The sequence below is a fragment of the Frondihabitans cladoniiphilus genome, from assembly GCF_039544345.1.
Taxonomy (GTDB): domain Bacteria; phylum Actinomycetota; class Actinomycetes; order Actinomycetales; family Microbacteriaceae; genus Frondihabitans; species Frondihabitans cladoniiphilus.
Map to the genome: position 1 here is coordinate 526,068 of NZ_BAABLM010000003.1, position 25,914 is coordinate 551,981.

Annotated in this window: 27 protein-coding genes and 1 pseudogene; 14 read left to right on the plus strand and 14 right to left on the minus strand. The window is 69.8% G+C overall.

Annotation, left to right across the window (positions count from 1 at the left end):
• The first annotated feature begins 94 nt into the window (after positions 1-94).
• Positions 95-352: a hypothetical protein gene (locus tag ABEA39_RS10675; protein WP_345375836.1), complete on the plus strand. Its 258-nt coding sequence runs from the start codon at positions 95-97 to the stop codon at positions 350-352.
• 181 nt (positions 353-533) lie between these two features.
• On the opposite strand, the gene ABEA39_RS10680 is transcribed toward ABEA39_RS10675, so the two are convergent.
• Entirely contained in the window at positions 534-812 is a 279-nt protein-coding gene (locus ABEA39_RS10680) for a GlsB/YeaQ/YmgE family stress response membrane protein (protein ID WP_345375837.1), read from the minus strand.
• 151 nt (positions 813-963) lie between these two features.
• On the opposite strand from ABEA39_RS10680, the gene ABEA39_RS10685 reads away from it, so the two are divergent.
• Positions 964-1,629, plus strand: coding sequence for a response regulator transcription factor (locus tag ABEA39_RS10685; protein ID WP_345375838.1), 666 nt, complete (start codon positions 964-966; stop codon positions 1,627-1,629).
• Positions 1,630-1,726: 97 nt separating this feature from the next.
• Here the strand turns inward: ABEA39_RS10685 and ABEA39_RS18840 are convergent.
• The 6 genes and pseudogenes from ABEA39_RS18840 to ABEA39_RS10710 all read right to left on the minus strand — a co-directional run.
• Positions 1,727-1,798: pseudogene (locus ABEA39_RS18840) on the minus strand (hypothetical protein); the annotation flags it as partial.
• A gap of 57 nt (positions 1,799-1,855) precedes the next feature.
• Positions 1,856-4,042: an alpha-galactosidase gene (locus ABEA39_RS10690; RefSeq protein WP_345375839.1), complete on the minus strand. Its 2,187-nt coding sequence runs from the start codon at positions 4,040-4,042 to the stop codon at positions 1,856-1,858.
• 95 nt (positions 4,043-4,137) lie between these two features.
• A complete protein-coding gene (locus ABEA39_RS10695; RefSeq protein ID WP_345375840.1) occupies positions 4,138-5,472 on the minus strand; it encodes an ABC transporter substrate-binding protein in 1,335 nt (444 codons plus the stop codon).
• A 147-nt stretch (positions 5,473-5,619) separates the two neighbouring features.
• Entirely contained in the window at positions 5,620-6,453 is an 834-nt protein-coding gene (locus ABEA39_RS10700; RefSeq protein ID WP_345375921.1) for a carbohydrate ABC transporter permease, read from the minus strand.
• Between the two features lie 89 nt (positions 6,454-6,542).
• Complete coding sequence (locus tag ABEA39_RS10705) at positions 6,543-7,481, minus strand: carbohydrate ABC transporter permease (protein ID WP_345375841.1); 939 nt, start codon at positions 7,479-7,481, stop codon at positions 6,543-6,545.
• Positions 7,478-9,517 carry a beta-galactosidase gene (locus ABEA39_RS10710; protein ID WP_345375842.1) on the minus strand — a complete coding sequence of 680 codons (2,040 nt, stop codon included), beginning with the start codon at positions 9,515-9,517 and terminating at the stop codon, positions 7,478-7,480. Before ABEA39_RS10710 ends, ABEA39_RS10705 begins: the two co-directional genes overlap by 4 nt.
• A 232-nt stretch (positions 9,518-9,749) precedes the next feature.
• On the opposite strand from ABEA39_RS10710, the gene ABEA39_RS10715 reads away from it, so the two are divergent.
• Positions 9,750-10,769 carry a LacI family DNA-binding transcriptional regulator gene (locus tag ABEA39_RS10715; protein WP_345375843.1) on the plus strand — a complete coding sequence of 340 codons (1,020 nt, stop codon included), beginning with the start codon at positions 9,750-9,752 and terminating at the stop codon, positions 10,767-10,769.
• 51 nt (positions 10,770-10,820) lie between these two features.
• Here the strand turns inward: ABEA39_RS10715 and ABEA39_RS10720 are convergent, their stop codons facing one another.
• Positions 10,821-11,201 (minus strand): tautomerase family protein, encoded by a 381-nt coding sequence (locus ABEA39_RS10720; RefSeq protein WP_345375844.1) that lies wholly within the window; start codon positions 11,199-11,201, stop codon positions 10,821-10,823.
• Positions 11,202-11,349: 148 nt separating this feature from the next.
• Here ABEA39_RS10720 and ABEA39_RS10725 point away from each other — a divergent pair, with 148 nt between their 5' ends.
• Entirely contained in the window at positions 11,350-11,739 is a 390-nt protein-coding gene (locus ABEA39_RS10725; RefSeq protein WP_345375845.1) for a VOC family protein, read from the plus strand.
• Here the strand turns inward: ABEA39_RS10725 and ABEA39_RS10730 are convergent.
• Positions 11,693-12,298 (minus strand): GrpB family protein, encoded by a 606-nt coding sequence (locus tag ABEA39_RS10730; RefSeq protein ID WP_345375846.1) that lies wholly within the window; start codon positions 12,296-12,298, stop codon positions 11,693-11,695. The genes ABEA39_RS10725 and ABEA39_RS10730 overlap by 47 nt on opposite strands.
• A gap of 91 nt (positions 12,299-12,389) precedes the next feature.
• Positions 12,390-13,616 carry an ABC transporter permease gene (locus ABEA39_RS10735; protein ID WP_345375847.1) on the minus strand — a complete coding sequence of 409 codons (1,227 nt, stop codon included), beginning with the start codon at positions 13,614-13,616 and terminating at the stop codon, positions 12,390-12,392.
• 132 nt (positions 13,617-13,748) lie between these two features.
• Between ABEA39_RS10735 and ABEA39_RS10740 the strand changes: the two genes are divergently transcribed.
• Positions 13,749-14,342 (plus strand): TetR/AcrR family transcriptional regulator, encoded by a 594-nt coding sequence (locus tag ABEA39_RS10740; RefSeq protein WP_345375848.1) that lies wholly within the window; start codon positions 13,749-13,751, stop codon positions 14,340-14,342.
• Positions 14,343-14,382: 40 nt separating this feature from the next.
• Here the strand turns inward: ABEA39_RS10740 and ABEA39_RS10745 are convergent, their stop codons facing one another.
• The gene (locus ABEA39_RS10745; RefSeq protein WP_345375849.1) at positions 14,383-15,549 is read right to left on the minus strand and encodes an ROK family protein; all 1,167 of its coding nucleotides are present in this window, start codon (positions 15,547-15,549) and stop codon (positions 14,383-14,385) included.
• Positions 15,550-15,684: 135 nt separating this feature from the next.
• Here ABEA39_RS10745 and ABEA39_RS10750 point away from each other — a divergent pair, with 135 nt between their 5' ends.
• The 4 genes from ABEA39_RS10750 (at position 15,685) to ABEA39_RS10765 (ending at position 19,747) form a co-directional block, all read left to right on the plus strand.
• Positions 15,685-16,590: a sugar phosphate isomerase/epimerase family protein gene (locus ABEA39_RS10750; RefSeq protein ID WP_345375850.1), complete on the plus strand. Its 906-nt coding sequence runs from the start codon at positions 15,685-15,687 to the stop codon at positions 16,588-16,590.
• Between the two features lie 44 nt (positions 16,591-16,634).
• On the plus strand, positions 16,635-17,507 hold the full coding sequence (locus ABEA39_RS10755) for a sugar phosphate isomerase/epimerase family protein (RefSeq protein ID WP_345375851.1): 873 nt from the start codon (positions 16,635-16,637) through the stop codon (positions 17,505-17,507).
• Positions 17,494-18,183 (plus strand): nucleoside/nucleotide kinase family protein, encoded by a 690-nt coding sequence (locus ABEA39_RS10760; RefSeq protein ID WP_345375852.1) that lies wholly within the window; start codon positions 17,494-17,496, stop codon positions 18,181-18,183. The genes ABEA39_RS10755 and ABEA39_RS10760 overlap by 14 nt, the downstream gene beginning before the upstream one ends.
• Positions 18,184-18,274: 91 nt before the next feature.
• Positions 18,275-19,747 (plus strand): sugar porter family MFS transporter, encoded by a 1,473-nt coding sequence (locus ABEA39_RS10765; protein ID WP_345375853.1) that lies wholly within the window; start codon positions 18,275-18,277, stop codon positions 19,745-19,747.
• Positions 19,748-19,835: 88 nt separating this feature from the next.
• On the opposite strand, the gene ABEA39_RS10770 is transcribed toward ABEA39_RS10765, so the two are convergent.
• Entirely contained in the window at positions 19,836-20,009 is a 174-nt protein-coding gene (locus ABEA39_RS10770) for a CsbD family protein (protein WP_345375854.1), read from the minus strand.
• 192 nt (positions 20,010-20,201) lie between these two features.
• On the opposite strand from ABEA39_RS10770, the gene ABEA39_RS10775 reads away from it, so the two are divergent.
• Positions 20,202-21,587 (plus strand): hypothetical protein, encoded by a 1,386-nt coding sequence (locus tag ABEA39_RS10775; RefSeq protein WP_345375855.1) that lies wholly within the window; start codon positions 20,202-20,204, stop codon positions 21,585-21,587.
• A 112-nt stretch (positions 21,588-21,699) separates the two neighbouring features.
• On the opposite strand, the gene ABEA39_RS10780 is transcribed toward ABEA39_RS10775, so the two are convergent.
• Positions 21,700-22,062: a DUF4267 domain-containing protein gene (locus ABEA39_RS10780; protein WP_345375856.1), complete on the minus strand. Its 363-nt coding sequence runs from the start codon at positions 22,060-22,062 to the stop codon at positions 21,700-21,702.
• Between the two features lie 105 nt (positions 22,063-22,167).
• On the opposite strand from ABEA39_RS10780, the gene ABEA39_RS10785 reads away from it, so the two are divergent.
• From ABEA39_RS10785 to ABEA39_RS10795, 3 genes are all read left to right on the plus strand, one after another.
• A complete protein-coding gene (locus ABEA39_RS10785; RefSeq protein ID WP_345375857.1) occupies positions 22,168-22,698 on the plus strand; it encodes a TetR/AcrR family transcriptional regulator in 531 nt (176 codons plus the stop codon).
• Between the two features lie 155 nt (positions 22,699-22,853).
• Entirely contained in the window at positions 22,854-23,585 is a 732-nt protein-coding gene (locus ABEA39_RS10790) for a VIT1/CCC1 transporter family protein (protein ID WP_345375858.1), read from the plus strand.
• A 135-nt stretch (positions 23,586-23,720) separates the two neighbouring features.
• Positions 23,721-24,272 (plus strand): GNAT family N-acetyltransferase, encoded by a 552-nt coding sequence (locus ABEA39_RS10795; RefSeq protein WP_345375859.1) that lies wholly within the window; start codon positions 23,721-23,723, stop codon positions 24,270-24,272.
• A gap of 139 nt (positions 24,273-24,411) precedes the next feature.
• Here the strand turns inward: ABEA39_RS10795 and ABEA39_RS10800 are convergent, their stop codons facing one another.
• Complete coding sequence (locus ABEA39_RS10800) at positions 24,412-24,960, minus strand: DUF805 domain-containing protein (protein ID WP_345375860.1); 549 nt, start codon at positions 24,958-24,960, stop codon at positions 24,412-24,414.
• A gap of 211 nt (positions 24,961-25,171) precedes the next feature.
• On the opposite strand from ABEA39_RS10800, the gene ABEA39_RS10805 reads away from it, so the two are divergent.
• A complete protein-coding gene (locus tag ABEA39_RS10805) occupies positions 25,172-25,900 on the plus strand; it encodes an SDR family NAD(P)-dependent oxidoreductase (protein ID WP_345375861.1) in 729 nt (242 codons plus the stop codon).
• Positions 25,901-25,914: the final 14 nt, after the last annotated feature.

The following is a 25,914-nucleotide window of genomic DNA, read 5'->3' on the forward strand; positions in this document are numbered from 1 at the left end:
CGTGCATCCCACCTTTTCGATCGAGGAGCGTGGGATGCACGTGCCCGCGACGTCGCGGGTGCATCGGTCGGCGCGGGGCGCGTAGCCTCCGGTCATGAGCGATTCTCGTCCGGCTAAGAGCACCTGGCGGTGGTTCGTGGGCACGCCCTACCGGTGGGTCGGAGTCGCGTGGATCGCGCTCGGGTTCTGCTGGTTCGCGCTCGCCCTGACGGAGAAGCCGGCGGCGTATCGGTGGATCCTCGGATCGTTCTGGACGGTCTTCGGCCTCGCGATGCTGCTCACGGCGCTCTTCGACCGGCGGCACGGGCGGGGTCGGTACGAGCGCCCGGGGAGTTCGGACCCGCACCCCTGAAACCGCTGCCGACCCCCGGTCGACAGGGGGTCGGAGTGGCTGGCGGGGTGCGCCTCCGCGGGACGCGGGTGCGGCTGCGCGGGGCCGGGGTGCGGCTGCGCGGGGCCGGGGTGCGGCTGCGCGGGACGGGGGTGCCCCTGCCGCACCGCACGGCGCCGCACCGCGCCGCGCGCCGCACCGATCAGCGGTTGACGGCGCCGCGCCCGACGACCCGCGTGTAGATGAACATCACGATGATGGCTCCGATGATCGAGCCGATGATGCCGGCGGGCTGGAAGAAGCCGTCCATCGGGTCGTGCTGGAAGATCAGGAAGCCGAGGAAGCCACCGACGAACGAGCCGATGATGCCCAGGATGATCGTCTTGAAGATGCCGAGGCTCTGGCGGCCGGGGATGACGGCCCGAGCGATGAATCCGGCGATGAGGCCGACGACGATGAGGCTGATGACGAGACCGAGCATGATGTTCTCTCCTTCTGATTGGCCGCCGGTTTCGGCGATCTGATGAACCGCCGGTTCCGGCGACCCGACTGGCCGCCGCTTTCGACGACGGACCGACTCAACCACCCGCAGGGGTGTGCCATCACACCCCTGGGGGTGGGATCCTCGAACCATGACGACGCTCACTCGACCCCTGCTGGTGACGCTCGTCGACGACTACGACGTGGTCCTGACCGGCCTCGCCCACATGTTCGACGACTACCGGGATCGGATCCTGGTCTCGGAGATCGACGCGAACGCGGTCCTCCACGACGCCATCGACATCGTGCTCTACGACTCGTTCGCGCAGCCCGAGTCCGACCACGAGGAGATCGCGGAGCTCGTGGCGAACCCGCAGGCTCGACACGTCGTGGTCTACACCTGGAACTTCCAGCCCGAGCTCGTCCAGGCGGCACTCGACGAGGGCGTGCACGGCTACCTGTCGAAGACGCTTCCGGCGAAGGAGCTCGTCGAAGCGCTCGAGGCGGTCGCGGCCGGGGAGGTCGTCGTGATCGAGCCCAAGCGCCGCGCTGCCAGTGCGGCTGGTCTCGACTGGCCGGGCCGCCGGGAGGGGATCACCGACCGCGAGTCCGAGATTCTGGCTCTGATCACGCAGGGCAAGAGCAATGCGGAGGTGGCGACGTTGACGTACCTCAGCCCGAACACCGTGAAGAGTTACATCCGGTCGGTGTACCGGAAGATCGGGGCGGAGAGCCGGACGCAGGCCGTGCTGTGGGGAGTCGGGCACGGCTTCACGCCCGACCACCACCGCATCGACCACTGGCTCGGGGGGCCGTGAACCGGTCTCCCCAGCGGGCGGGCGGGATGCGCATCCCACGGCCCGTCGATCGGCTCAGGCGGGCTGCGGCGATTATGGCGTACCGGCCGTGGACGACCTAGGCGGGCCCTTCGAGCACCTGGAGGAACCGGCCGGCCTCGTAGAGGAGGAACCCGATCAGGCCGTTGCGTCGATTGGAGACCGGGAAGCCCCAACAGGAGGGGCGTGCCGTCGCCGGGGCGGCCGCTCAGGACCGCGCCACCAGCTCCACGACCACGGCGCTCGCGGGCAGCAGAACCGGCATCTCGACGCCCACGACACCGAGCATCCGGCCGGTGAGCGTCATCCCGTCGGCCGAACCGTCACCGGGCACCCCGCCGGCAGGCGCCCCACCCACTGGCATCCCGCCGGCAGCCCACGCCAGCCGCGACTGGCCCGGCCCCGCGAGGTCGGCAGGCGGCAGGATCCGCACGTCGTACTCGGTCGACGAGAAGAGCCCCGGCAGCACGACGCGGCCGACGGGCAGGGTCGTGCTCGCCGTCCGCTGCGTCAGCACGAACACGGCCTCCCGCCCGTCGTCGGCGACCACCCCGCGCACGTCGACGCTGGGGTCCACCGGGTCGGCGTGCACCGAGCGCCCGGTGTGGAAGAGGGCGCGGTGCCGCTTGTGAAGAGCGACCCACCGCGCGAGGTCGGCCCGGGCGTCCTCGTCCAGGCGGGTCAGGTCGGTCTCGATCCCAAAGTGCCCGAAGAGCGCGACGGCCGCCTGGAATGCCAGGGGTGCCGTCCGCCCGGTCGAGTGCGACCGCTCGGCACCGACGTGCTGGCCCATCATCTCCGCCGGCACGAGCAGGTTCGTGTACGCCTGGTTGTCGAGCCGCTCGAGGGGGTCGATGCAGTCGCTCACCCAGATCCGCTCGGTGCGCTCGAGGATCCCCAGATCGACCCGCGCCCCACCCGACGCGCAGCTCTCGATCTCGACCCCGGGGTGCCGCCGCCGCAGCTCGTCGAGCAGGGCGTAGAGGGCGGTCGTCGTGTCGTGAACGGCGGGCCGACCGGACGCGGCGTGGGCGGCCTCGAGCAGGTCGCGGTTGTGGTCCCACTTGAGGTAGGCGATGTCGTTCTCGGTCAGCAGGGCGTCGAGCCGTTCGAGCAGGTACGCGAAGGCGTCCGGATGCGCGAGGTCGAGCACCTGCTGCTGCCGACCCGACACCGGCCAGCGCTCGCCGGGGTGGAGGATCCACTCGGGATGCGCTCGGGCGAGGTCGCTGTCGAGGTTGACCATCTCCGGCTCGACCCAGAGGCCGAACTCGAGCCCCAGCGCCGTGACCCGCTCGATCAGCGGAGTCAGCCCGTCCGGCCAGACGCCCTCGTCGACGAACCAGTCGCCGAGCCCGGCCGTGTCGTCGCGGCGGTGCCGGAACCAGCCGTCGTCGAGCACGAAGCGCTCGACTCCGATCTCGGCCGCGGCGGCGGCCAGGGCGCTCAGGCGTTCGAGGTCGTGGTCGAAGTAGACGGCCTCCCACGTGTTCAGGGTCACCGGTCTCGGCGACGACGGGTGCGTGGGCCGGGCGCGCAGGTCGTCGTGGATCCGGGCCGCAGCCTCGTCGAGCCCCTCGCCCCAGGTGCCCACGAGCCACGGCGTCGTGTAGGTCTCGCCGGCCCGCAGCAGCCCCTCGCCAGGCGCGAGCAGCTCGCCGGCCACCACGAACGCGTCGGCCGTCGACGTGCGGACCGCGCTCAGCCGGTGGTTTCCGCTCCATGCCGCGTGCACGCCGTGGACCGTGCCCGACCGGAACCCGAACCCGGTCTCGCCGGCGAACAGGAGCAGCGTGGCGTCGGCGCCGGGGCGACCGCGCCGGCTGGCACGCACGTGCTCACCGACCGTGAACGGCTGCCGCTGGGGCGAGCGCTCCTTGAGGTGGCGTCCGGTCGTGTCGAGCAGTTCGCGAGCAGTGGCCGGGAGGGGGAAGGTCGCCTGAAGTGCCGCGACGAGATACTCGGTGTCGTGATCGTTGCGGAGCGACAGCCGCTGGCGGAGCAGACCGCTGACCCCCAGAGCGACCTCGATGGTCACCGTGAGCCCGGCCTTCGCGTCTTGGGCGACCACGTGCATCCCGCGCTCGTCGTTCCGCCTGTCGAGGACCGTGAAACGCGGGCTGAAGTCGACGCCTCCCGCCCTCGAGCCCGAGAGGCCGGGTTCGTACTGCCACCCGTCCGATTCGACGGGAAGCAGGGATGCCCGGGTCGGCTCGTCGAGACCGCCCGAGACCCGCTGCGGCCGGGCGGCCCGCGCCAGCGAGCTGAGTGCGGACGGCCCCACCTCGCCGAGGTCCGCCCCCCAGTGCACGACGACGGGAAGCCGGTCGCCGCTCACGTCGAGGACGAGGCTGGTGCCTCCTGCGCGGAGGTGGACGACGTCGGTGTCGGTCATGGGACCATCCTTCCGAGGGATGTCGGGAACGGGCGGAAACTCGCCCGCAGCCGAGACTCTCGTCCCGGCTGCGGCCGTGCGGTGGATCGGTGCTGCTACTTGACGGGGATCGACTGCGCCTTGAGGGCGGCGATCGTCTTGGTCTGCCCGGACTCCAGCGCCGACGACAGGGTGCCCGAACCGGTCGTGGCCGAGCCGAACCCGTCGGAGACGTCGCTGTAGGTCTGCGTCATGGTCGGGCCCCAGGTGAACGGCTTGATGTTCTTCGCCGCGGTGGCGAACTCCTTGTAGATGGCCTGGTTGCCGTAGAACTCGACGCCCGAGGTGAGCGCCGGCAGGTCGGCACCGGTGGTCGAGGCCGGGTAGAGGTTGGCCTCCTTGTTCAGCGCGGCCAGAGCGGTCTTGTTCGTGTTCAGCCAGATCAGGAACTTCGAGGCCTCGGCGGGGTGCTTGCTGCCCTTGAAGACGACGCTCGACGAGCCGCCCCAGGCCGCGGAGGCGGTGTCACCGGCGGTCCACTGCGGCATCGGGGCGACGGCCCAGTCGCCGCTGGTGGTCGGAGCGCCGCTCGAGATGGTGTTGGCACCCCAGACGGCGGAGACCCAGGTCCAGTCCTGGCCGGTGTCGTAGGCGTTGTTCCACTCGTCGGAGAAGCTCGGGAGGGTGTTGACGAGGTTCTTCGAGATGAGGTCCTGCCAGTAGTCGGCGACCTTCGTCGACGCCGAGGAGGTCAGGTCGACGTTCCAGGTGCCGCCCTTGGTCGAGAACCACTGACCGCCGGCCTGCGACACGAGACCCGCGAACTGGTTGACGTCGCCCTTGGCGAAGTTGGTGATGTTGCCGCCCAGCGCCTTGATCTTCACCGCGTCGGCGGCGTACTCGGCCCAGGTCGTCGGGATGGGGATGCCGGCCTTCTCGAACAGGTCCTTGCGGTAGTAGAGGGCCATGGGGCCGGAGTCCTGCGGGATCGCGTAGACGGAGTTCGCCTCGCCGAAGGTGACCTGGTTCCAGAGCCCGGAGGAGAAGTCGGCCTTGGCGGCCGTGACTCCGGCGCAGGAGGCGATGTTCGCGAGGCCGTCCTGGACGCGGAACGCGGGCAGGGTGTCGTACTCGACCTGGCCGATGTCGGGGGCGTTGCCGGCCTTGAGCTGGTTGAAGAAGTTCTTGTAGGTACCGCTGTTGCCGTTGGGGACGATCGAGACCTTGACCTGGATGTTCGGGTTGGCCTTGTTCCAGGTGTCGACGACCTTGTCCATGTTCGGGACCCAGGTCGTGAAGTTCAGCGTGACCTTGCCGGTCGACGCCTTGCAGGACGAGGAGTCGGACCCGGACGCAGAACTGCTGGATCCGGATCCGGAGCTGCAACCGGCGAGGGCGATGGTCGCGGCGAGGGCGACCGCCGCGACGGTGGCGAGTTTCGATTTCTTCATGCGATTTCCAATCGGGGTGCTGCGCCGGGTCGAGGTGACCGGGCGCGAGGGAACGACGTCGTTGCCCTGCGGAAGGAGGGAACTGTGGAGGGAGGGAACTGTGGAGGGAGGGAGCGGTGGACGGTGCTGCTGTGTGGGGGTGTCGACCTACTTGAGGCCGCCGGCTCCGAGGCCGCTTCGCCAGAACCGCTGGAGGCTCAGGAACGCGACGAGGAGAGGAATGATCGACACGAACGCCCCGACGAGGACGAGCGTGCGGAGTTCGGGGTACTGGCTCACGTTGGAGTTCCAGGTGTAGAGGCCGAGCGTCACGGGGAAGAGGGTCTGCGAGCGCAGCATGACGAGAGGCAGGAAGAAGTTGTTCCAGATCGCGACGAACTGGAACAGGAACACCGTGACGAGAGCGGGCGACATCAGTCGGACGGAGACGGTGAAGAAGGTGCGCACCTCGCTCGATCCGTCGATGCGTGCCGCCTCGATGATCTCGTCGGGCACGCTCGAGGCTGCGTAGATGCGGCTCAGGTAGACGCCGAAGGGGCTGACGAGGCTCGGCAGGAAGACGGCCCAGAAGGTGTCGGTGAGCTGCACCTTGCTGAAGATGAGGAACAGGGGGAGCGCGAGCGCCGTCGCCGGCACGAGCACGCCGCCCAGGAAGATGTTGAACAGCGCCTCGCGCCCCCAGAAGCGGTACTTCGCCAGGGCGTAGCCGCACATCGCGGCCAGGACGGTGCCGAGGGCGCCCGCGACCGTCGCGTAGACGATGCTGTTGAGCATCCAGCGAGGGAAGATGCCGCCGTCGTAGGTGAACAGGCGCCCGAGGTTGGTCAGGCCGTCCTGCAGCGACGTCGGGGTGAACCAGAGCGCGGCGGTGGTGTTGAAGTTGCCGAGGGTCTTGGTCGACGAGACGAGGAGCCAGAAGATCGGGATCAGGAAGTAGAGCGTGAACACCCCCATGATCAGCATGGCGGCGGAGCGCGACAGGACGCTCTCGCGGGGGCCGCGGCCGCGCTTCGGCTGCGGTGTCGTCTTGTCGTCGAAGGTCTCGGCGGGACGAAGGGGTGTGTCGACGGTCACTGGTCGGCCTTCCGCTGGGTCAAGCGGAGGAATCCGATCGACAGGATGAACGTGGCTACTGCGAGCACGACGCTGAAGGCGGCCGCGAGGTTGAAGTTGGGCACCGACGAGGTCGAGTACACGAGCATGTTGGGCGTGAAGGTCGACGAGATCGTCGACGTGAACTGGCGGAAGACCAGGGGTTCGGTGAGGAGCTGCAGCGTTCCGATGACCGAGAAGACGGCGGTGAGGATAATCGCCGGGATGACGAGCGGGATCTTGATCGAGACCGCGATGCGCCACTGCGAGGCGCCGTCGAGGCGAGCGGCCTCGTAGATCTCGGTCGGGATCGCGAGCAGCGACGAGTAGATGATCAGCATGTTGTAGCCGACGTAGACCCAGGTGACGACGTTCGCGATCGACCAGAGGATCCCGCCGCCGCCGAGGAGGTCGACGTTGCTCGTCACGAAGGTGAAAGGCGACAGCCGCGGCGAGTAGAGGTAGCCCCACATGATCGCGGCGATGACACCGGGGACGGCGTACGGAGCGAAGAAGGCCAGGCGGAAGAATCGTTTGCCGCGCAGGAGCGGCGAGTCGAGCAGGAGCGCGAAGAGGAGTGCCAGAGCGAGCATGACGGGAACCTGCACGACGCCGAAAGCGACGACGCGGAGGATGGACGACCAGAACTCGCTGTCCTGGAAGACGAGGACGTACTGGCTGAGGCCGCCGAAGACCTGTGTCGGCGCTCCGAACGTCCCCACCCGCTGGATCTTCTGGAGCGACTGGAACACCGCGTACAGGATCGGGACGAGGTAGAACGCGGTGAAGAGGATGCCGAACGGCAGCACGAAGATCGCGATCGCGCGGCGATAGCGGAACCCGCCCTTGGGCTTGGGCGCGACGGACGAGGCCGTCGTCGCGGCCGTCGCCTTCCGGCGTGAGGGGATGACGGTCATGATGCCTTCCTGTCCTGGCGGATGACGTGGGTGCCGCCCGCAGCCAGCTCGATGCGCCCCGAGAGGGTCTTCTCGGTCACGAGGTCGTAGCCCTCGAAATCGTGGACGACGTCGTCGTCGGAGTGGTTCATGACGAACACCCATTCCTTGTCGACGCAGGCGCGGCGGACGACTTCGACGTCGTGGGCAGGGTCGGCGAGGGTCGGACGATCGACGCCGGCGGCGTCGAGGATCTGGCGGACGAGGGCCTGGAGAGGCGCCGGTTCGAGGACCGTTGAGACGTACCAGGCCGAGCCCTGTCCGTGCTGGTTCCTCGTCACCGCGGCCCGACCCGCGAGAGTGCCCGTCGCGTAGGTCGTGACGGCCTCGGCGCCCTGCAGGTCGAGGGGCTCGGACCACAGCGAACCCGTGGAACCGTCGGAGAGGGCGACGACGTCACCGCCTGCGAGAGGCGAGAACTCGTCGGCGCGCACGCCGAGCATCCCCCGGAAGGCCCCGGGGTAGCCGCCGGTGCGGACGCCGTCGGTCTCGTCGACGATGCCGCTGAAGAAGGTGACGAGCGCTGTGCCGCCGTCGGCGACGAAGGAGTCGATCACGGCCGCCTCGGAGTCGCGGACCAGGTAGAGGCTCGGCACGACGACCACGGAGTAGTCGTCGAGGGAGGCGCCGGGGGCGACCACGTCGACGGTGACCCCGAGGTCCCAGAGAGCGGTGTAGACGCCGAGGACTTGGTCGAAGTAGGAGAAGTCGGTTGTCGGGTGCGCCTCGAAGTCGGCGGCCCAGCGGTTCTCGTAGCTGAAGACGAGTGCGACGTCGGCGACGAGGCGGGATCCCTTCAGCTCCCCCAGGCGGGCGGCCAGGGCGCCGAGTCGGACCGATTCCTGCCAGACCCGCGAGTCCGTGCCGGCGTGGGGGAGGAGGGCCGAGTGGAACTTCTCGGTGCCCTTGACGGAGGCTCGCCACTGGAAGAAGCACACTCCGTCGGCCCCGCGAGCCACGTGGGCCACCGTGTTGCGGACCATCTCGCCGGGCTTCTTGGTGAGGTTGTGCGGCTGCCAGTTGACGGCGCTCGTGGAGTGCTCCATCAGGATCCAAGGGGTGCCCTGTGCGAGACCGCGAGTGGTGTCGGCGGCGAGGGCGAGTTCGACGTGCGGGCGGTCGAGACGACTGTCGAGGTAATGGTCGTTGGCGATGACGTCCATGTCGCCGGCCCAGTCCCAGTAGTCCAGGTTCTCGATGTGGGCGGCGACCATGAAGTTGGTCGTGACCGGCACGGAGCTCGAGCGGCGGACGACCTCGGCTTCGGCCCGGTAGTGGTCGAGCAGCTCGTCGGAGCTGAAGCGGTGGAAGTCGATCGACTGCATCGGATTCTTGAACGAGAGGGTCTCGCGCGGCGGCTGGATCTCGGACCAGGCCGAGTAGCGCTGGCTCCAGAACGCGGTGCCCCAGGCGGAGTTCAACGTATCGACGTCGCCGTAGCGGGCCTCGAGCCAGCGACGGAACGCCGCGGCGGACTCGTCGCAGTAGCACAGGGCGTTGTGGCAGCCGAGTTCGTTCGACACGTGCCACAGCCGGACGGCCGGGTGCTCGCCGTACCGCTCCACCGTGCGGCGGACGAGCTCGAGGGCCAGTTCGCGGAAGACGGGGGAGCTCGGGCAGTAGGCCTGGCGCCCGCCCGGCCAGCGGGTGGTGCCGTCGGCGGTCTGCGGGAGGACGTCGGGGTGGAGGGCGGTCAGCCACGGCGGCGGCGACGACGTGCCGGTGCCGAGGTTGACGCCGATGCCGTTGTCGTGGAGGAGGTCGATGATGGTGTCGAGGTCGTCGAAGCGGAACTCGCCGGGGGTGGGCTCGACCTGCGACCAGCCGAAGACGTTGATCGCGACGAGGTTCACCCCGGCCTCGCGCATCAGGGCGACGTCGTCGACCCAGGTCTCGGCGGACCACTGCTCGGGGTTGTAGTCGCACCCGAAGACGAGGCCGTCGGACCCGAGCCCGAGGGCGGTCGTCGGCGCGTGGGTGTGGGGCTGGGTGAACACGGGGTCCTCGGCTTCATCGGCGGGTGTTCCTCCGCGACGATCGACCTGTCGGCCCCTCGACTGTGAAGGTTCACACATGTGGTTCTGTGATCGTTCACAGATTCGCTCGGACGCTGACGACCGAGACTTTCTGGGAACGTTCACAGAGTAAAACCCATCTGGTCGTGAATGTCAAAGGGCATCTTCTCGAAGCGGGTCGCCGGGCACTCGGCCGCTCCGCTATGGTGACCTCATGGCCGGTCGACGATCAGGGGGCCGCCGCGCCACGATCCACGACGTCGCGGCCGAAGCGGGCATCTCGCGTGGCACGGTCTCCCGGGTGCTGAACAACGAGCCCTACGTCTCCGACACCGCCCGCCGGGCCGTCCAAGAGGCGGTCGCCAAGGTCGGATACGTGCGGAACGCCGCAGCGCGGAACCTCGTCACGCAACGCTCTCGGGCCATCGCCCTCATCATCCACGAGCCGCATTCCCTCGTGCTCGAGGACTCCAACATCGGAAACATCTTGATCGGCACGAACTCGGTGCTCTCCGGGGCGGACCATCAACTCGTCACCCTGATGATCGACTCCCAACGAGACAGCGATCGCGTCGTCGAATATCTCCGCGGCGGCTTCGTCGACGGGGCGATCATCTTGTCGGCTCGCACAGGCGACCCGATCTCGGCGGCGATCGCGGAGATGGACCTGCCCGCCTCGATGGTCGGTCACCCGTCCGACGCACCCGACATCCCCTTCATCGGCATCGACAACCGGGCTGCAGCCGAAGCCATCGTGCGCCGGCTGATGGCGACGGGCCGGCGCCGGATCGGGATGCTCGCCTCCGGCCTCGACCGCGACTCCGGTCAGGACCGCCTCCTCGGATTCACGGCGGCCCTGGGGGATGCCTACGACCCGGATCTCGTCGTCCGCCACCAGTTCTACAGCTATGCCGCCGGCATGGAGGGGATGGAGGAGCTGCTCGCTCGCGATCCTTCGATCGACGGAGTGTTCGCGGCGTCCGACGCCGTCGCCGCGGGTGCCCTGGACGTCCTGCATCGACGAGGTGTCGTGGTGCCCGACGACATCGGGGTGATCGGCTTCGACGACAGCTCTTGGGCGCTTCGGTGCACCCCTGCCCTGTCCACCGTCCGTCAGCCGGCGGAGACCCTGGGTGGCCTGGCTGCCCAACAGGTGCTCGACCAGCTCTCCGGAGTCGACTTCGAGCGAGCTCTGATCCTGCCGACGGAGATCGCCTGGCGCGAGAGCGCCTGATCGCGGGGGATGCGCGGGCCGCTCGTCTCGGGAGGTGCGCGACCGTAGTACTCACTCCGCGTACTGCGCCACGCCCCCGCCGAACGACCAGTTCTCCTTGGGCACCTCGACGAGCGAGATCATCACGTCTTCGGTGCGCAGGGCGACCGCGTCGTGGAGGCCATCGGCGATCGCGCGATACAGGGCCTTCTTGATCTCGAGCGTGCGCCCGCCGTTCAACGTGATCTGCACGATCAGCGCCCGGTCGGTGCGGTCGACGAAGTAGTGCGGATCGATCAGCAGGTTCTCGGCCGCGTGTTCGGAGACGACGACGAACCGGTCGTGCTCGGGAGCGCCGGCCACGTCGACGAGGGCCCGGTAGACCACCTCGGCGATCCGGGCGCGGTGGTCGGCGGTGGTGCCGGTCGGGACGTCGATTCGGACGAGGGGCATGGTCACTCCGGGAGGGGTCGAGGGCGGTTGATTGATTCCACTCTCCGCCGACCGGGGCTTCGGCACCAGTGCGAGTCGGCTCGGCTCGGCCTCTGCCGCCGCAGGCGCAACCGTGCCGACCTCCTGATCCCGGGTGTTGGCTGGGGCGATGCCTCAGCTCGCCGGAATCGACCACCTCGCCCTCACCGTCCGTGACCTCGCCGTGTCGGCGGCGTTCTACGAGCGCCTGTTCGGGTTCGCGCCCATCGGCGAGCTCGAGGGGGAAGGCCTGCACAGGCGGCTGTTCCGGTTGCCGTCGGGCACGAACATCGGTCTGACCCAACACGAGACCCCGGTGGACGGCGACTTCTCGCCCTTCACGCCCGGCCTCGACCACGTCGGGTTCGGCGTGGCCGACGTCGCGACGCTCAGAGAATGGGCGGCGCATCTGGACGAGCAGGGGATCCACCACAGCGGGCTGGTCGAGGCCCCGTACGGAACCGCCCTCAGCGTCAAGGACCCGGACGGGGTGGCGCTGGAGTTCTTCGTCGGCGCGTGACGCCGACGGCCCGCGCCCGCGCCTTGATCGCCAGGATCACCTCGGTCTTCGCGTCGGAGTAGTCGTTCATGTCGCTCCACCGTCGCTCGAGGAGGGTGCGTTTGGTGCTCTCGTAGAGGGCGCGGTCCGGGGCGTCGGCTCGGAGGTGGTCGCGCAGCAGCAGGTACTCGGAGACGGCGGGATCGCCGCGCTCGAACACGTGCACATGCACGTCGCGGGCCGGTGTGCGCACGAGCCGGTGCCCGGGTTCGCGCACGCGGAGCAGGTAGCCGGCCTCCAGCAGGGCGTCGAGGTAGTCCTCCTCGGCCGTGATGTCGGCGACGGCGACCACGACGTCGACGATCGGCTTGGCGGCGAGCCCGGGCACCGACGTCGAGCCGATGTGGTGGATCTCGGCGCGGGCAGGGGCGAGCGCGTCTCGGATCCGCTGCTCGTGCCCCTCGTACAGAGCGGGCCACCGGTCGTCGTACTCGTGCAGCGCGAGTTCGAGCGGCTCCGGGCCGCCCACGATGCCGACGGTCGTGACGTCGGGGCGGCGGGGCGTGCGGGGGTTTTCCACAGAAGCATCCTCGCAGGGTGGCGTGGGTGGCGGTCGGCGGGGCGCTCGCTCGGCAGCTGGTCCACGACGTGCTAGCCAGGGCCTGCCGAGCTCAGGCCATGTGCGCCGGGTGGCGGTCGGCGGCGTGGGCGGGGTGGGCGCGTACGGAGACGGCGGGCTCGGGTACAGCGGTCGGCTCGGGCGAGAGTGTGACGTGGGATGCGCGGGTCGGCTCGGGCGCGCGGGCCGGGTCGGGCGAGAGCGCGGCGTCGGTGGCCCGCGTGGCGCCGGCCTGCGTCGGCAGCTCGTCCTGCACGAGTTCCACCGTGATGCCCTGGCGGAAGTGGCCGATCAGCGCGAGAGCGATGCCGAAAGCGGACCATCCGGCGACGACGAGCCACGGGAACACCGTGCCGGCGTTCGGGAAGTACGACAGGTCGCGCAGCAGCGTGTTGCCGGCCCCCGGCGGGAACCACTGCCCGACCTGTCCCCACGGCTGGGGCAGGAACTGCAGCGGCTGCGTCGCCGACGAGATCGGGTTCGCGACCAGGAGGAAGAGCACGGGGCCGACCAGGGATCCGAGACGCCCGACGAGCGAGGTGACCCCGACGATCGTCGCACTGATGGCGAGCAGCGAGAGGGTGATGGCCCCGGCGTTCAGCAGGTAGTTCCCCTGCAACACCCCGAACCAACCCTGCAGGATGCCGGCGAGGGCGAAGCCGGCGATGACGACGTAGGCCGAGATGGCGACGACCCGGCGCCAGGCGCCGACGATCAGGAGCGAGGCGGCGAGACCGCCGAGCATGCCGCCGAGCGTGAGGGGGAAGGCCGCTGCGGCCAGGCCCGCGCCTCGGGGGTCGTTCGACGAGAGCGGGACGACATCGGTGAGCTTCACGGTCACGGTCTGCGTGGCGGGAGCCCCGGCGGCGTGCGCTGCGAGAGTGAGCTGCTGCTGGAGCTTCGGCGCGAGGCCCGTGAAGATCTGGTTGGTCACGGTGCTCGCGGCCGACGAGGTCAGGACCTCAGGGGCTGCGCCCAGCACGACCGCGCCGGAGGTGGTCCGGTCCTCGATCTGCGAAACGGCTTCGGCGCGATCGGCCGCCGCGACGAACGAGAAGGTGTCCGGTGAGGCGGCGTCGAGGGCCTTCTCCACCTGGGCGACCTGCGCCGACGAGCCGGCGATCGAGACCGGGACGTTCTGCGCCTTCGCCGTGACCGACGGCCAGGAGAAGGCCAGGACCACGAGGGCGACGACAGCCGCGAGTCCCACGCCGATGAGGATGATGCGCGTCCACGGGGTGGGAGCGGGTGGAGCGGGGGGAGCAGTGACCGTGCTCATGGGTACCTCCAAAAAGGGAATGTTCGTTCTTTTTGAGTGTGAGGCGTTGTACGCTGACTGTCAAGAACGAATGTTCTTTTTTCTGTGGAGTCGGACTGCCGAGGGCGACCCCGGCACGGATCGGAGGTGGACATGCCCAAGGTGACAGCGGAGTACCGCGAGGCCCGTCGCGACGAGATCACGGCTGCGGCCATCCGCACCTTCGCGAACAAGGGGTTCGCAGGAGCGTCGATGGCGGACATCATCGCCGAGTCCGGGCTGTCGGCGGGGGCGATCTACGGGCACTTCGCCGGCAAGCACGAGATCATGATGGCCGTCGCCCGCGAGGTGATCGGCTCGCGCGTCGACGACCTCCGGGAGTTCGCCGAGGGGCGCCCCGCTCCGTCGCCCAGCGAGGTCCTGTCGCACATGCTGCCGGGGCTCTCGAACGACCTGGCCCAGCCTCCGCTGCTCCTCCAGGTGTGGGGGCAGGCCATGGTCGAAGAGGGCATGCGGCGCCTGCTGTGGGAGGTGTTCGCCGACCTGCGCCACGTCTACGCGAGCTACTTCGAGGCGTGGGCTCGAGAGCACGAGGGGATGGACGAGACGACGGCCCGTGCGTGGGCGCAGCGTCTGCTCCCGCTGGCGATCGGTCTCGGCCAGGGTTTCATCGTCCAGTCGGCCGTGTTCGAGGACTTCGACGCCGAGGCCTACCTCGCATCGCTGCGGGAGTTCCTGCCGCACTGATCTCCCGTCCGGAGCGGGAGGGAGAGACGGGCGGGGCGGGTCAGGCGCTCTCGAGCAGCGAGTCCAGAGACGGCTCGTCGAGCACGCGGTCCGCGGTGATCAGGGCGAGGCCGGTCACGCCGGTGAACTGCCCGAACCGACTCGTGCTGATCTCGAGGGCTCGCGTGGCCAGCGGCAGCGCACGCTGATGCACTCGCTCCTGCACGCCCGTCAGGAGGAGCTCCCCGCAGGCTGCGAGCTGGCCCGAGATCACGACGATGCGCGGGTTGAGGATGCCCACGAGGTCGGCCACCGCGTCTCCGAGAACGCGCCCGGCCTGCCGCACGAGCCCGACGGCGGTGATGTCGCCCCGCGCGACGAGCGCGACGATGCCCGCGACGTCGGCGACCTCGACACCGGCCGCGCGCAGATCGCGCAGGATCGCCCAGCCACCGGCGTAGGCCTCGACGCAGCCGGTGTTGCCACAGCGGCAGGCCGCCTCGGGCTCGCCCTCACGGATGGCGGCCCGGGTGTGTCCGATGTCGCCGGCGGCACCCTCGTGCCCGCGGATGATCCGGCCGTTGAACACCAGGCCGGAGCCGATGCCGGTGCCCACCTTCAGGCTGATCAGGTCGTCGCAGTCCAACGCCCGCGACTCGGCCACGGCTCGCGCGTTGACGTCGTTCTCGACCACGACGGGCACGCGGTACCGGTCGGCGAACCAGCTCTTGATGTCGAAGCGGTCCCAGCCGGTCATGATGGGCGGGCTGACGACCTGGCCCGAGGCGAAGTCGACCGGGCCGGGCACCCCCACCCCGATGCCCCAGATCTCAGTCGCCTCGCCGTCCGTCACCTCGGCGAATGCCGACGCGACCTCGGTCAGCACGGGAAGCGGCCCCTCCCAGACGTCGATCCGCCGCGTCGTGTGCCGGACGACGACCCCGTTCAGATCGCAGAGCGCCGCGGTGAAGCCGGAGGCGCCGATGTCGGCGGTGAGAAGGCGCGCGCGGTCGGCGTTGAAGGCGAAGCGGCTCGAGGGTCGGCCGCCGTTCGACGACCCGCCCTCCAGGGGCACGAGAAGGCCGCCCCTGGTGAGTGCGGACAGGCGGTGGTTGACCGTGCTGCGCGACAGCCCGGAAAGCTGCATGACGTCGAGACGGCTGATCTCCCGACGCGAGCGGAAGAGGTCCAGGACGCGGCTCGCGTGCGAATTTATCTCGGAGACCACGGCGTTCCCTTCCCTCTCCAACCCACTTCACTATAGGACTGCACTCGAAAGGTCAGGACTTTTGAGTTGCAGAAACACAAAAGGGGGTCTAGTTTCGAGCTATCGGCACTGGATACCGCTGTTTTGAGAAGGACGATGATGTCGCACGACACCGAAAGCACCCGCGCTGCGCGCCGCAACAGGATCGGCGTCCACGCTCAGGTCTGGGTGGGCGGCTGGTCGCGCGAGGCCGCGACGTACGCCGTCACCGAGAGCGCGGCCGCCGGGTTCGACCTCATCGAGATCCCTGCCGGCGACGTGCCGCACTTCGACGTCGCTCACACGGCGAAGCTCCTCGCCGACACCGGCATCGGTGCGGTCCTCTCGCTCGCGCTTCCGGCCGACGGCGACATCGCCTCCGAAGACACCGCCCGGGTCGCGCGGGGCGAGCAGCTGCTCACCGCCGCCGTCGACCTCGCCGCCGAACTCGGACTCGACTACGTCGGCGGGGTGACCTATTCGAAGATGGGTCTCTCCGCGCATCCCGCGTCGCCTCGCGCTCGTGCCAACTCGCAGGCCGTCCTCGGCCGCGTCGCCGCCCGGGCCGCCGCCTCGAACGTCTCGATCGGCCTAGAGTACGTCAACCGGTACGAGAGCAACCTGCTCAACACCGCCGCCGACACCGTCGCGTTCATCCGCGAGATCGGCGCCGACAACCTCCGCGTGCACATCGACACGTTCCACGCCAACACCGAGGAGCGCAGCCAGGCCGCCGCCGTCCGCGACTCGGGCGATCTGCTCGCCTACGTCCACGCCGGCGAGAACCATCGGGGCCGCCTCGGAAGTGGCAGCATCGACTGGTCGTCGTTCTTCGCATCCCTCGCGACCTCGGGTTTCTCCGGCCCGATCACGTTCGAGTCGTTCTCCGATGCCGTCCTCGACGACACCATTTCCCACCCGCTGGGCCTGTGGCGAACACCGTGGCGGGATGCCCGGGCCACCGCCCGACAGGCCCGCGAGTTCATCGCGGCCCAGCTCGACGCCGCCGCGCCCTCCTCCTGACTCCGTCCCACCGCCCTGCCCCACCCGCTCCTGAAAGGCCCCCCATGACCATCAACCCCCTCGGAATCCACGCCCTCGTCTTCGCCGGCGGCACCACCGACCAGGAGATCGACCGTTCCGTCGCCGAGGCGAAGGCCGCCGGCTACGACATCCTCGAGCTGTCGCTGCACGACACCGACAACCTCGACGTCGCCCGCACCAGGAAGGCCTTCGAAGACGCCGGCCTCGACCTGGTGGGGTCGCGGGGACTCGCCTTCGACGCCGACATCTCCAGCGAGGACCCCGCGGTCGTCGCCCGCGGCGAGAAGCTCCTGCAGGACTCCGTCGAGATCGTCCACGGCCTCGGCGGCAAGCTGCTGACCGGCGCCCTCTACAGCGCGTTCGGCAACTTCGGGCACTCGCTCAGCGCGAAGGGTCGCGCCAACGTCGTCTCGGTGCTCTCGAACCTCGCGGTCGAGGCGGCGTCGAAGGACGTCACGCTGGGCCTCGAGGTCTGCAACCGCTACGAGACGAACGTCGTCAACACCGCCGAGCAGGCGCTCGCTCTCGCCGACGACATCGGCCAGGACAACGTCGTGATCCACCTCGACAGCTATCACATGAACATCGAGGAGGACGACTTCGTCCGTCCGTTCCAGCTCGTCGGCGACCGTCTCGGCTACATCCACATCGGCGAGAACCACCGCGGCTACCTCGGCTCCGGGCACATCGACTTCGCGGCGTTCTTCCACGCGATGAGCGACATCGGCTACACCGGCGGCATCACCTTCGAGTCGTTCTCGTCGGCCGTCGTCTCGCCGACCCTGTCGAACGACCTCTCCATCTGGCGCAACCTCTGGAACGACGGGCCGGCCCTGGCCCGCCACGCCCATTCCTTCATCTCCAACGCGATCGCGGCGAACAGTGACGAGCGCTGACGCGGCCTCGGGCGCCCTCGCGGCGAACGTCGACGCCCTCGCCCGCAGGGCCCTCGCGCTGCTCGACGGGAGCGAACGCATCCGCGTGGTCGTCGGCATCGCCGGGAGTCCCGGGTCCGGCAAGACGACCTTGGCCATCGGCCTCGTCGAGCGTCTGAACGAGCTTCGCGAGGGCGCGTTGGCCGTGCACCTGCCGATGGACGGCTACCACCTCGCCAACGCCACCCTCGATCGGCTCGGCCGGCACGACCGCAAGGGCGCGATCGACACCTTCGACGGCTGGGGCTACGTGGCCCTGCTGCGACGGCTGCGCGACGAGACCGAGCACACGGTGTACGCGCCGAGCTTCGATCGGACCGTCGACGAGGGCGTGGCCGGCGAGATCGCCGTGCCGCCGTCCGCACGCATCGTCGTGACCGAGGGCAACTACCTGCTGGTCGACGACGGTCCGTGGGCCCAGGTCGTGGATCTGCTCGACGAGACCTGGTTCTGCGAGACCGGGCCGGACGAGCGCCTGCGTCGCCTGGTCGACCGGCACGAACGCCACGGACGCACCCCCGAAGAGGCCGAGGCCTGGGCGACGTCGGTCGACGGCACGAACGCCCTCCTCATCGAGGCGTCGGCACCCCGCGCGGTCATCCGCGTCTCCGGCGTCGACGCGTCGATCGTCCCCTGATCCGCACCACCCCGTGGCCCGAGGGCCGCGACCACCCGCACCTCCGATCTGAAAGACCCGCACCACCGAACAGCCTGGCGAAGGAGCCATCATGACAAGTACGACCACCCGGACGACCGACGCCGCCCTGCCGCCCCTCGGCGCCCCCGGCGTGCTGAGCAGACGGCTCGGCTTCATCTCGGTCGTCGCCTGCTTCGGCGGTCTGCTCTTCGGCTACGACACCGGCGTGGTCAACGGAGCCGAGACGCCGCTGCAGGTCGACCTCGGCCTGAACCTCGTGCAGCTCGGCCTCGTCGTCGGGCTCCTGCCGTTCGGTGCCGCCCTCGGGGCGCTCCTGACCGGCAAGCTCTCCGACGCCATCGGCCGTCGCACCTCCGTCATCCTGCTGGCGGTCCTGTTCTTCCTCGGCGTGCTGCTCGTCGTCTTCTCGCCCGGTGGCAACGGCACGTTCTCGGCCCTCGGCTACGCGTCGGTGCTCGCGGGGCGCACGATCCTGGGGCTCGCCGTGGGTGGTGCGTCGGTGGTCGTGCCGGTCTTCCTCGCCGAGCTCGCGCCCTACGAGATCCGCGGGTCGATCACCGGCCGCAACGAGCTCGCCATCGTGAGCGGTCAGCTCGCGGCCTTCGTCGTCAACGCGGTCATCGCCAGCGTTTTCGGCACCGAGGGGCACATCTGGCGCTACATGTTCGCCGTCGCCGCGATCCCCGCGATCTTCCTCTTCTTCGGCATGCTGCGGATGCCGGAGTCGCCGCGCTGGCTCGTGAAGAAGGGTCGGGTCGAGGACGCCCGCCGTGTCCTCCTGACCGTGCGTCCGCCCGAGCGCGCCGACGCCGAGATCGACCAGCTCGTCGAGGCAGTCGAGGACGAGGCCGGCACACGACTCGGCCTCGGCGGGCTCCTGCGCAGCAAGTGGCTCCTGCGGATCGTCGCGATCGGCTTCGGTCTCAGCATGGTGCAGTCGCTCACCGGCACCAGCTCGGTCATGTTCTTCGGCACGCGCGTGCTCCAGGACTCGGGCATGACCGCTGAGGAGGCCGTCCTCGCGAACATCGCCTTCGGTGTGGTCGCGGTCATCGGCGGGATCATCGCCGTCCGTTCGATGGACCGCGTCAACCGCCGCAAGACCTTCCTGACCGGGCTCACGCTCACCACGTCGTTCCTCCTGCTGACCGCCATCGCGGCGACCGTCCTGCCGGAGGGCAGCGCCGCCCGCCCGATCGTCGTGCTCGTGCTCGTCGTCGCCTTCGTGCTGTCGATGCAGACGTTCTTGAACATCGCCGTCTGGGTCTGGCTGGCGGAGATCTTCCCGCTGCACATGCGCGGCCTCGGAATGGGCATCGCCGCGACGGGCGGCTGGCTCGTGCAGGGCGTGCTCGCGATCTTCGTGCCGTCGCTGCTCTCGTCGATCGGGGTGCAGGGCGTGTTCCTGATGTTCGCCGTCTTCGGTGTGCTGTCGATCCTGTTCGTCTGGAAGCTCGTGCCCGAGACCCGCGGCCGCACGCTCGAGTCGCTCGAGCGCGACGTGAGCACCGGCGCGATCTACACGATGAAGAAGTCGAGCTAGAGCCGCGAACGCGAAAGGGCCCGACGTCGTTATGACGTCGGGCCCTTCTCGTACTGCTGTGGTGCTGTGGTGCGGGTGGTGCCGGTGGCTACTTGCCGAGCTCGTCCTTGACGTCCTCGGTCTTCTTGCGAGCCTCGCCCATGACCTGGTCCTTCTGGCCCTGGTGCTTCAGCTCGTCGTCGTCGGTCTTCTTGCCGACGAACTCTTCAGCGTGGCCGGCGGCCTTCTGGACGAAATCCTTGGCCTTGTCTCCAACGGACATGATGTTCCCTTCTCGAAACCTGCCGCCGGGGATCCCCGGCGTGAGGCAGATGGTAGGCGTGCCCGATCGTGCGACGTTCAGGGAGTGCATCCCGTGCATCCCCCGCATCTCATTCGCCCGGACGACTCGCGCGGCCCGAGCTACGGCGCAGGGGCGATTCGATCGGGGGATGCGCGTTCCTAGGCTCGGGGGATGCACGCGTCACGGTCGACCCTCCCCCGCCGCACGGCGGCAGCGCTGGTCGGACTGGCCGTCGTCCTGCTGCTCGCCGGCTGTTTCTTCGACGCGCCGCCGCCCAAGGGCTCGGAGGCGGCCCTGACGTCGCTGCTGTCGCGGATCGAGCACCTGCCCGGCGTCGCGACGGCCAGCGGTGAGGTGCGGCAGCGCGATGCGAAGGACGCGCCCAAAGACTGGCTCGCCGACATCCGCATCACGGCAGGTGGATCCGGGCTCGATACCGCGCGCGAGGTCCGGGAGGCCGCGGCGAAGGGGGTGACCGGCACGAGGCTCTTGGTGACTCTCGACGTGCCCGGGGCCCCCGGCCTGGCCGAGGTCACGGTCGACCCGATGGAAGCCGGGCTCGTTGCGCTCGTCGATCGGCTCCGGCGGGAGTCGGTCGTCGCATCGGTGTCGGGCGATGCGTACGGTTCGACGGTCGGCCTCGCGGCGCAGGCGTCGATCGCAGGAGCGGTGACGAGCATCCGACCCCTTCTCGAAGGCCGCTCGGCGACCCTCGAGCGCGGCCGGTCGTCGGTGGGGGTGACCGCGACGTATCCGGGGCCGTCGCTTCTCGGGGCTCTCGACGGCCTCGACTCCGATGCCGCCGTGAGCGAGATCGACTACACCGCGGGCACGAGCTACGCGGCCGAACCGGGCGGCTCGGCCGAGAGGCCTCGGTTGTCGGTGGAGGCGAGAGGAGCCGGTGTTCCGGCGACGCCGGCCTCGACGCCGGCCGCGGGGCAGGCCTCGACGTCGGCCGTCACGGCGCTCGCCGCAGCACTCGCGCGGACGACCGACGAGGCCGCCGACGCGCATGTCGCTCCGCGGACGGCGTTCTCGGTGGGGGCCGGCGACGACACCGACGCCAGCGGCTGGCTCGGCCTCCCGCTCGGTTCGGCGCAGCCCGACGACGACGCCCCGGTGGTGAAGACGCCCGGCCCGCTGCCGACCGATGGAAGCGCACCGGCCTACGAGACCTGGGTGCCCGCGGACGTGGCAGCTCAGACCGCCGCTCTGACGGACTTCCTCACGCGGTCGGCCGCTGCCACGACGGTCGGCTCGGCGGTGACGACCGGCGTCGAGCAGTGCTCGCCGACGGACAAGTCCGATCTCTCCGGCACTCGTGCCACCGCCTGGACCGTGGTCCCGATCTTCACGGTGTACGACGACGGGCAGAAACCGTTCGATGCGGTTGCAGCGCTGTGGTCGACCGCCGGGATGCGGCTGACGGATCACGCGATGGGGCAGGACCACTGGGCGGCGAGTGCAAAAGCGGCAGCGGGCGGCGTGGCCTCGGCGGACATGGAGGGAACGGTCGACGGGCTGAGCATGAGGGCCCAGTCGGGATGCGTGGGCTGAGCGGGGGATGAACGGGGTCGGGCGGGCGGGTCAGGCGGGCCGGCGAGACGGGCGGGTCTGGCCAGCGTCTCAGACGAGCGGGCGGGCGAGGCGGCCGGGGTGGTCGAGCTGCTCAGACGAGAGCCAGGACGAGGCCCGCGGCGACGAGGATCGCGGCGGTGGCCGCGTGGACGCTCAGGGCTTGACGGAGGGTGCCGCCGTTCGTGACGACGATGATCGCGTCGCCGATCGGAGTGGTCGCGGCGGCGACCAGGGCCCAGCCGAACGGGTGGGACCCGGCGACGGCGAGGACGACCAGCGGGACGATGCCTGAGGTGATGTCGCGGACGCCCTTGATGCTGGTCAGCGCCCGGGTCCGGTCGTCGGTCACGCCGAAGCCGGCCAGAGCGACCCGAGGGGCGAGGAGGAAGCGGGCCCCGATGAACAGGATGAAGAGGCAGCCGGCGAGGGCGACGAGGAGGGCGGCGAGAGTCATGGGTGGACCTTTCGGATTCGTAGGGTAACAACGTTCGCTAACGACGCTAGCGGCCGTTTCGCATCTCGTCTACCACCGTTAGCTAACTTTGATAGAGTCACTCTCATGTCTCCCCGAAAAGCCCCTGATCTCGACGTGCGACGCGGTCAGATCGTCGATGCAGCCAGCGAGATCGCGCAGTCGGAGGGCTGGCCGGCCGTCACGATGCGCCGTGTCGCGACCGAGATCGGCGTCACGCAGCCGGTGCTCTATTCGGCGTTCCCCGACGGTCGCCAGGCGCTCGTCGACGCCGTCGCCGTCAGTGGATTCGCTGCGCTCGCCGCAGCACTCGACGCCGTGGCACCCGAACCCCGGGCGCGCATGCAGGCCTACCTCGACTTTGCCGCCCGGCAGCCTCACCTCTACGAGGCGATGTTCTCGATGCCGTCGGACCTGGAGTTCGGAGCCGGCAACGGTCACGAGCCGCTCGGGCGGGCCTTCGCCGCGATGGCGGAGGCGTTCCCCGGTTCGGAGACGCGCGCGGAAGTCGCCTGGGCGACAGTCCATGGTCTCGCGAGCCTGCAGAACGCCGGGCGGCTGCCGGCGTCCCGGGCGCACGAGCGCCTCGAACTGGCGTACGGGATGCTCACCGACTGACGTGTCGTCGCCGCGGCTGTGCTGGTGGCAGCAGTTCGGCCGGACGATGTCGCGGGCTATTGCGGGTTCTTGCGGGCTGTTGCGGCCTGCCGCGGGATGAGCAGGCAAGGCTAAGCATGCTGGCGCGCCGACCTCCGAGTGTCGATGCTGGGGTGATGAGCACAGCCGAGAACGCTCCCACCACCCACCCCGACGAGCCCCACGCCGGAGGCCTGGCCGGTCGGTTGAACTGGCTTCGGGCCGGTGTGCTCGGCGCCAACGACGGCATCGTGTCGGTCGCGGCCATCGTCGTCGGCGTCGCGGGTGCCACGTCGTCGACGGGGGCGATCGCCACGGCCGGTGCCGCCGGGCTCGTCGGCGGTGCCGTGTCCATGGCCCTGGGCGAGTACGTCTCGGTGAGTAGTCAGCGCGACAGCCAGAACGCCCTCATCGACCTGGAGCGGACCGAGCTGGCGGACGACCCGGAGGGCGAGCTCGAGGAGCTGACCCGGCTCTACGAAGAGCGCGGCCTGACCCGGAGCACGGCCGAGCAGGTCGCCCACGAGCTGACGGCACGCAACGCCCTCCAGGCCCACCTCACGATGGAACTCAACATCGACGAAGAGGATGTCGTCAGCCCCTGGCGTGCCGCCGGCGCCTCCGCCCTCGCGTTCGTCTCCGGCGCGATCCTGCCGCTGCTCGCGATCCTTCTTCCGCCCACGGGGCTGCGGGTGCCGATCACGTTCGTCGCCGTTCTGGTCGCTCTCGCCGTCACCGGCGCGGTCGGGGCCCGGATCGGCGGCGGATCCAAGGCGCGGGCCACCGTCCGGGTCGTCATCGGAGGGGCGATCGCGCTCGCAGCGACCTTCGTCATCGGACTCCTGCTGCACACGGGCGGGGTGGCCTGACCCGCCTCACCGGTCTGAACTGCCTGCCCAGGTGGTGAGTGTCCCCGATCGGCTGATGGCGAGGGCACGACATCAGCCGATCGGGGACACTCACCGCGGCGCGTGCGAGCCAGCGGCTCGCGCTAGCGTGGAGCGATGGGGGAAGCGACGATCCGGTGGGCCGCTGTCGACGACGCACGAGGTGTGGCGGTGGTGCACGTCGAGACCTGGCGCGCGGCCTACGCCGGCCTGATCGACGACGCGGTGCTCGCCGGGCTCGACGTCGACCGACGGACGGCGGGGTGGACCCGGTGGATCACACACTCGCTCGCCGGCGAGGAGACCGACGGGCCGGGCGTGCCGCCGCAGAAGCTGGTGGTCGCCGACGTCGACGGTCGGGTCGTCGGATGGGCGGGCTTCGGTCCGGGCCGCGACGAGGGAACGGCAGGCCGGGGTGAACTGGGCGGTCTCTACGTGCATCCCGCCTTCTGGTCGCAGAAGATCGGCCATGCACTCGTCGACCGCGTCGAAGCCGAACTGACGGCGGCCGGGTTCGCGAGCGCCTACCTGTGGGTGCTCGACGGGAACGAGCGGGCGATCCGCTTCTACGAGCGGCACGGCTGGGCGGCCGACGGGGGCGAGAAGGTCGGCGCCGGCGGTGGCGCGACTGGTCTGCACGAGCTGCGGCATACGCGAGTGCTCGGCTGAGCATCCCGCCGGCTGAGCATCCCGCCTGGTGAGCATCCCGCCGGGTGAGCATCCCGCCGGGTGAGCATCCCGCCGGGTGAGTGTCCCCGAATGGCTGATGGTGAGCGCACACCATCAGCCATCCGGGGACACTCACCGCTCAGGCGGAGACGGGGTACGGCGCGCGACGGTCGAAGCGCTCGCCGGCGGGGTTCGACGGCAACAGCGTCAGCACGAGCACGACGACCAGGGTGGCCACGAACGCCAGCCCCGAGATGCCGAGCAGGACGCCGCCGGGCACGAGCGAGGCACCGTCGCCGCTCGCCACGTGCAGCGCGAACAGCCCCGAGATCGCGAGAACGGTGCCGATGACGCCGAGCGCTATCGGGGCGAAGGCCCAGAGGCCGCTGCGACCCGTGTCGTGCAGGCGGCGCCAGAGCAGGGCGAGCGTGGGGATGACGATGGCCAGACTCCAGAGGCCGGCCAGCCCCTGGAACACGCCGCCGACCGGTCCGCCGCTGCGGCCGAGGGAGTTCAGCACGCCGTTCACGATCACGGCGACGAGGTACCACCACCAGTACTCGCTCCGGCTGGCGCGCCCCGAGAACGTGGCGTACTTGCGCCAGAAGCGAGAGACCGCCTGGCCGAGGGATGCACCGAGCAGCGGTCGATCGAGGGGAACGGGTTCGGGCTGAGCGAGCGAAGACATGGCGTCCTTCCGGTTCGTCGGCCACGAGGTGACCGTCGGCCACGAGGCGTGACCGTCTGCCGAGCGACGCTAGTGGTCGGTGGGTGCCGTCGTCCCGGTGCCGTGGTGCCGACCTCCGGTGCCGTGGTGCCGACCGGGACGGGCTCGCGGTACCGGATGCGGGTACCGCCGGGTGGGTGACGGACGGCGGCCCGAGGAGCAGGATCGACGCATGACAATCTCACTCGTCACCGGAGCCACCCGGGGCATCGGGCGTGAAGTCGCCCGTCGTCTCGTCGAGGCCGGTCACACCGTCTATCTCGCCGCCCGCGATCTCGAGAAGGGTCGGGAGGTCGCCGCCGCCGTCGGTGCCACCGCCGTCCGGCTCGACGCCACCGACACCGCCTCGATCGACGAAGCCGTTGCCCGCATCGTCGACGAGCACGGCCACCTCGACGTGCTCGTCAACAACGCCGGCATCTCGGGCGCCCAGAAGAAACCCGGCGAGGCGACCCTCGACGACCTCCGCACCGTGTTCGAGACGAACGTCTTCGGCGCGGCCGCCGTCCTCGACGCGTTCACGCCGTTGCTCGAGGCGAGCGAGGCGCCCGTCGTGGTCAACGTCTCCAGTGCCGTCGGGTCGCTGACTCTCAACTCGAGCCCGGATGCGCGCTGGAACATCGTCGCCTACCCGATGTCGAAGGCGGCACTGAACATGCTCACGATCCAGTACGCGAAGGCGTTCCCTCGCTGGCGGGTGAACTCGGCGACCCCCGGCCTCACGGCGACCGAGTTCACCGGCAGCAAGCCCGACCAGGCCGCCGTCGACCGCATCAAGGAGGCCGGCGTCACGATCTACACCGTCGAGGAGGGGGCCGAGATCATCGTCGAACTGGCCTCGCTCACGCCCGACGGCCCGACCGGCACCTTCGAGGGGAACGAGGGGCCCGTCCCCTGGTAGGCGGGGACGCGCAT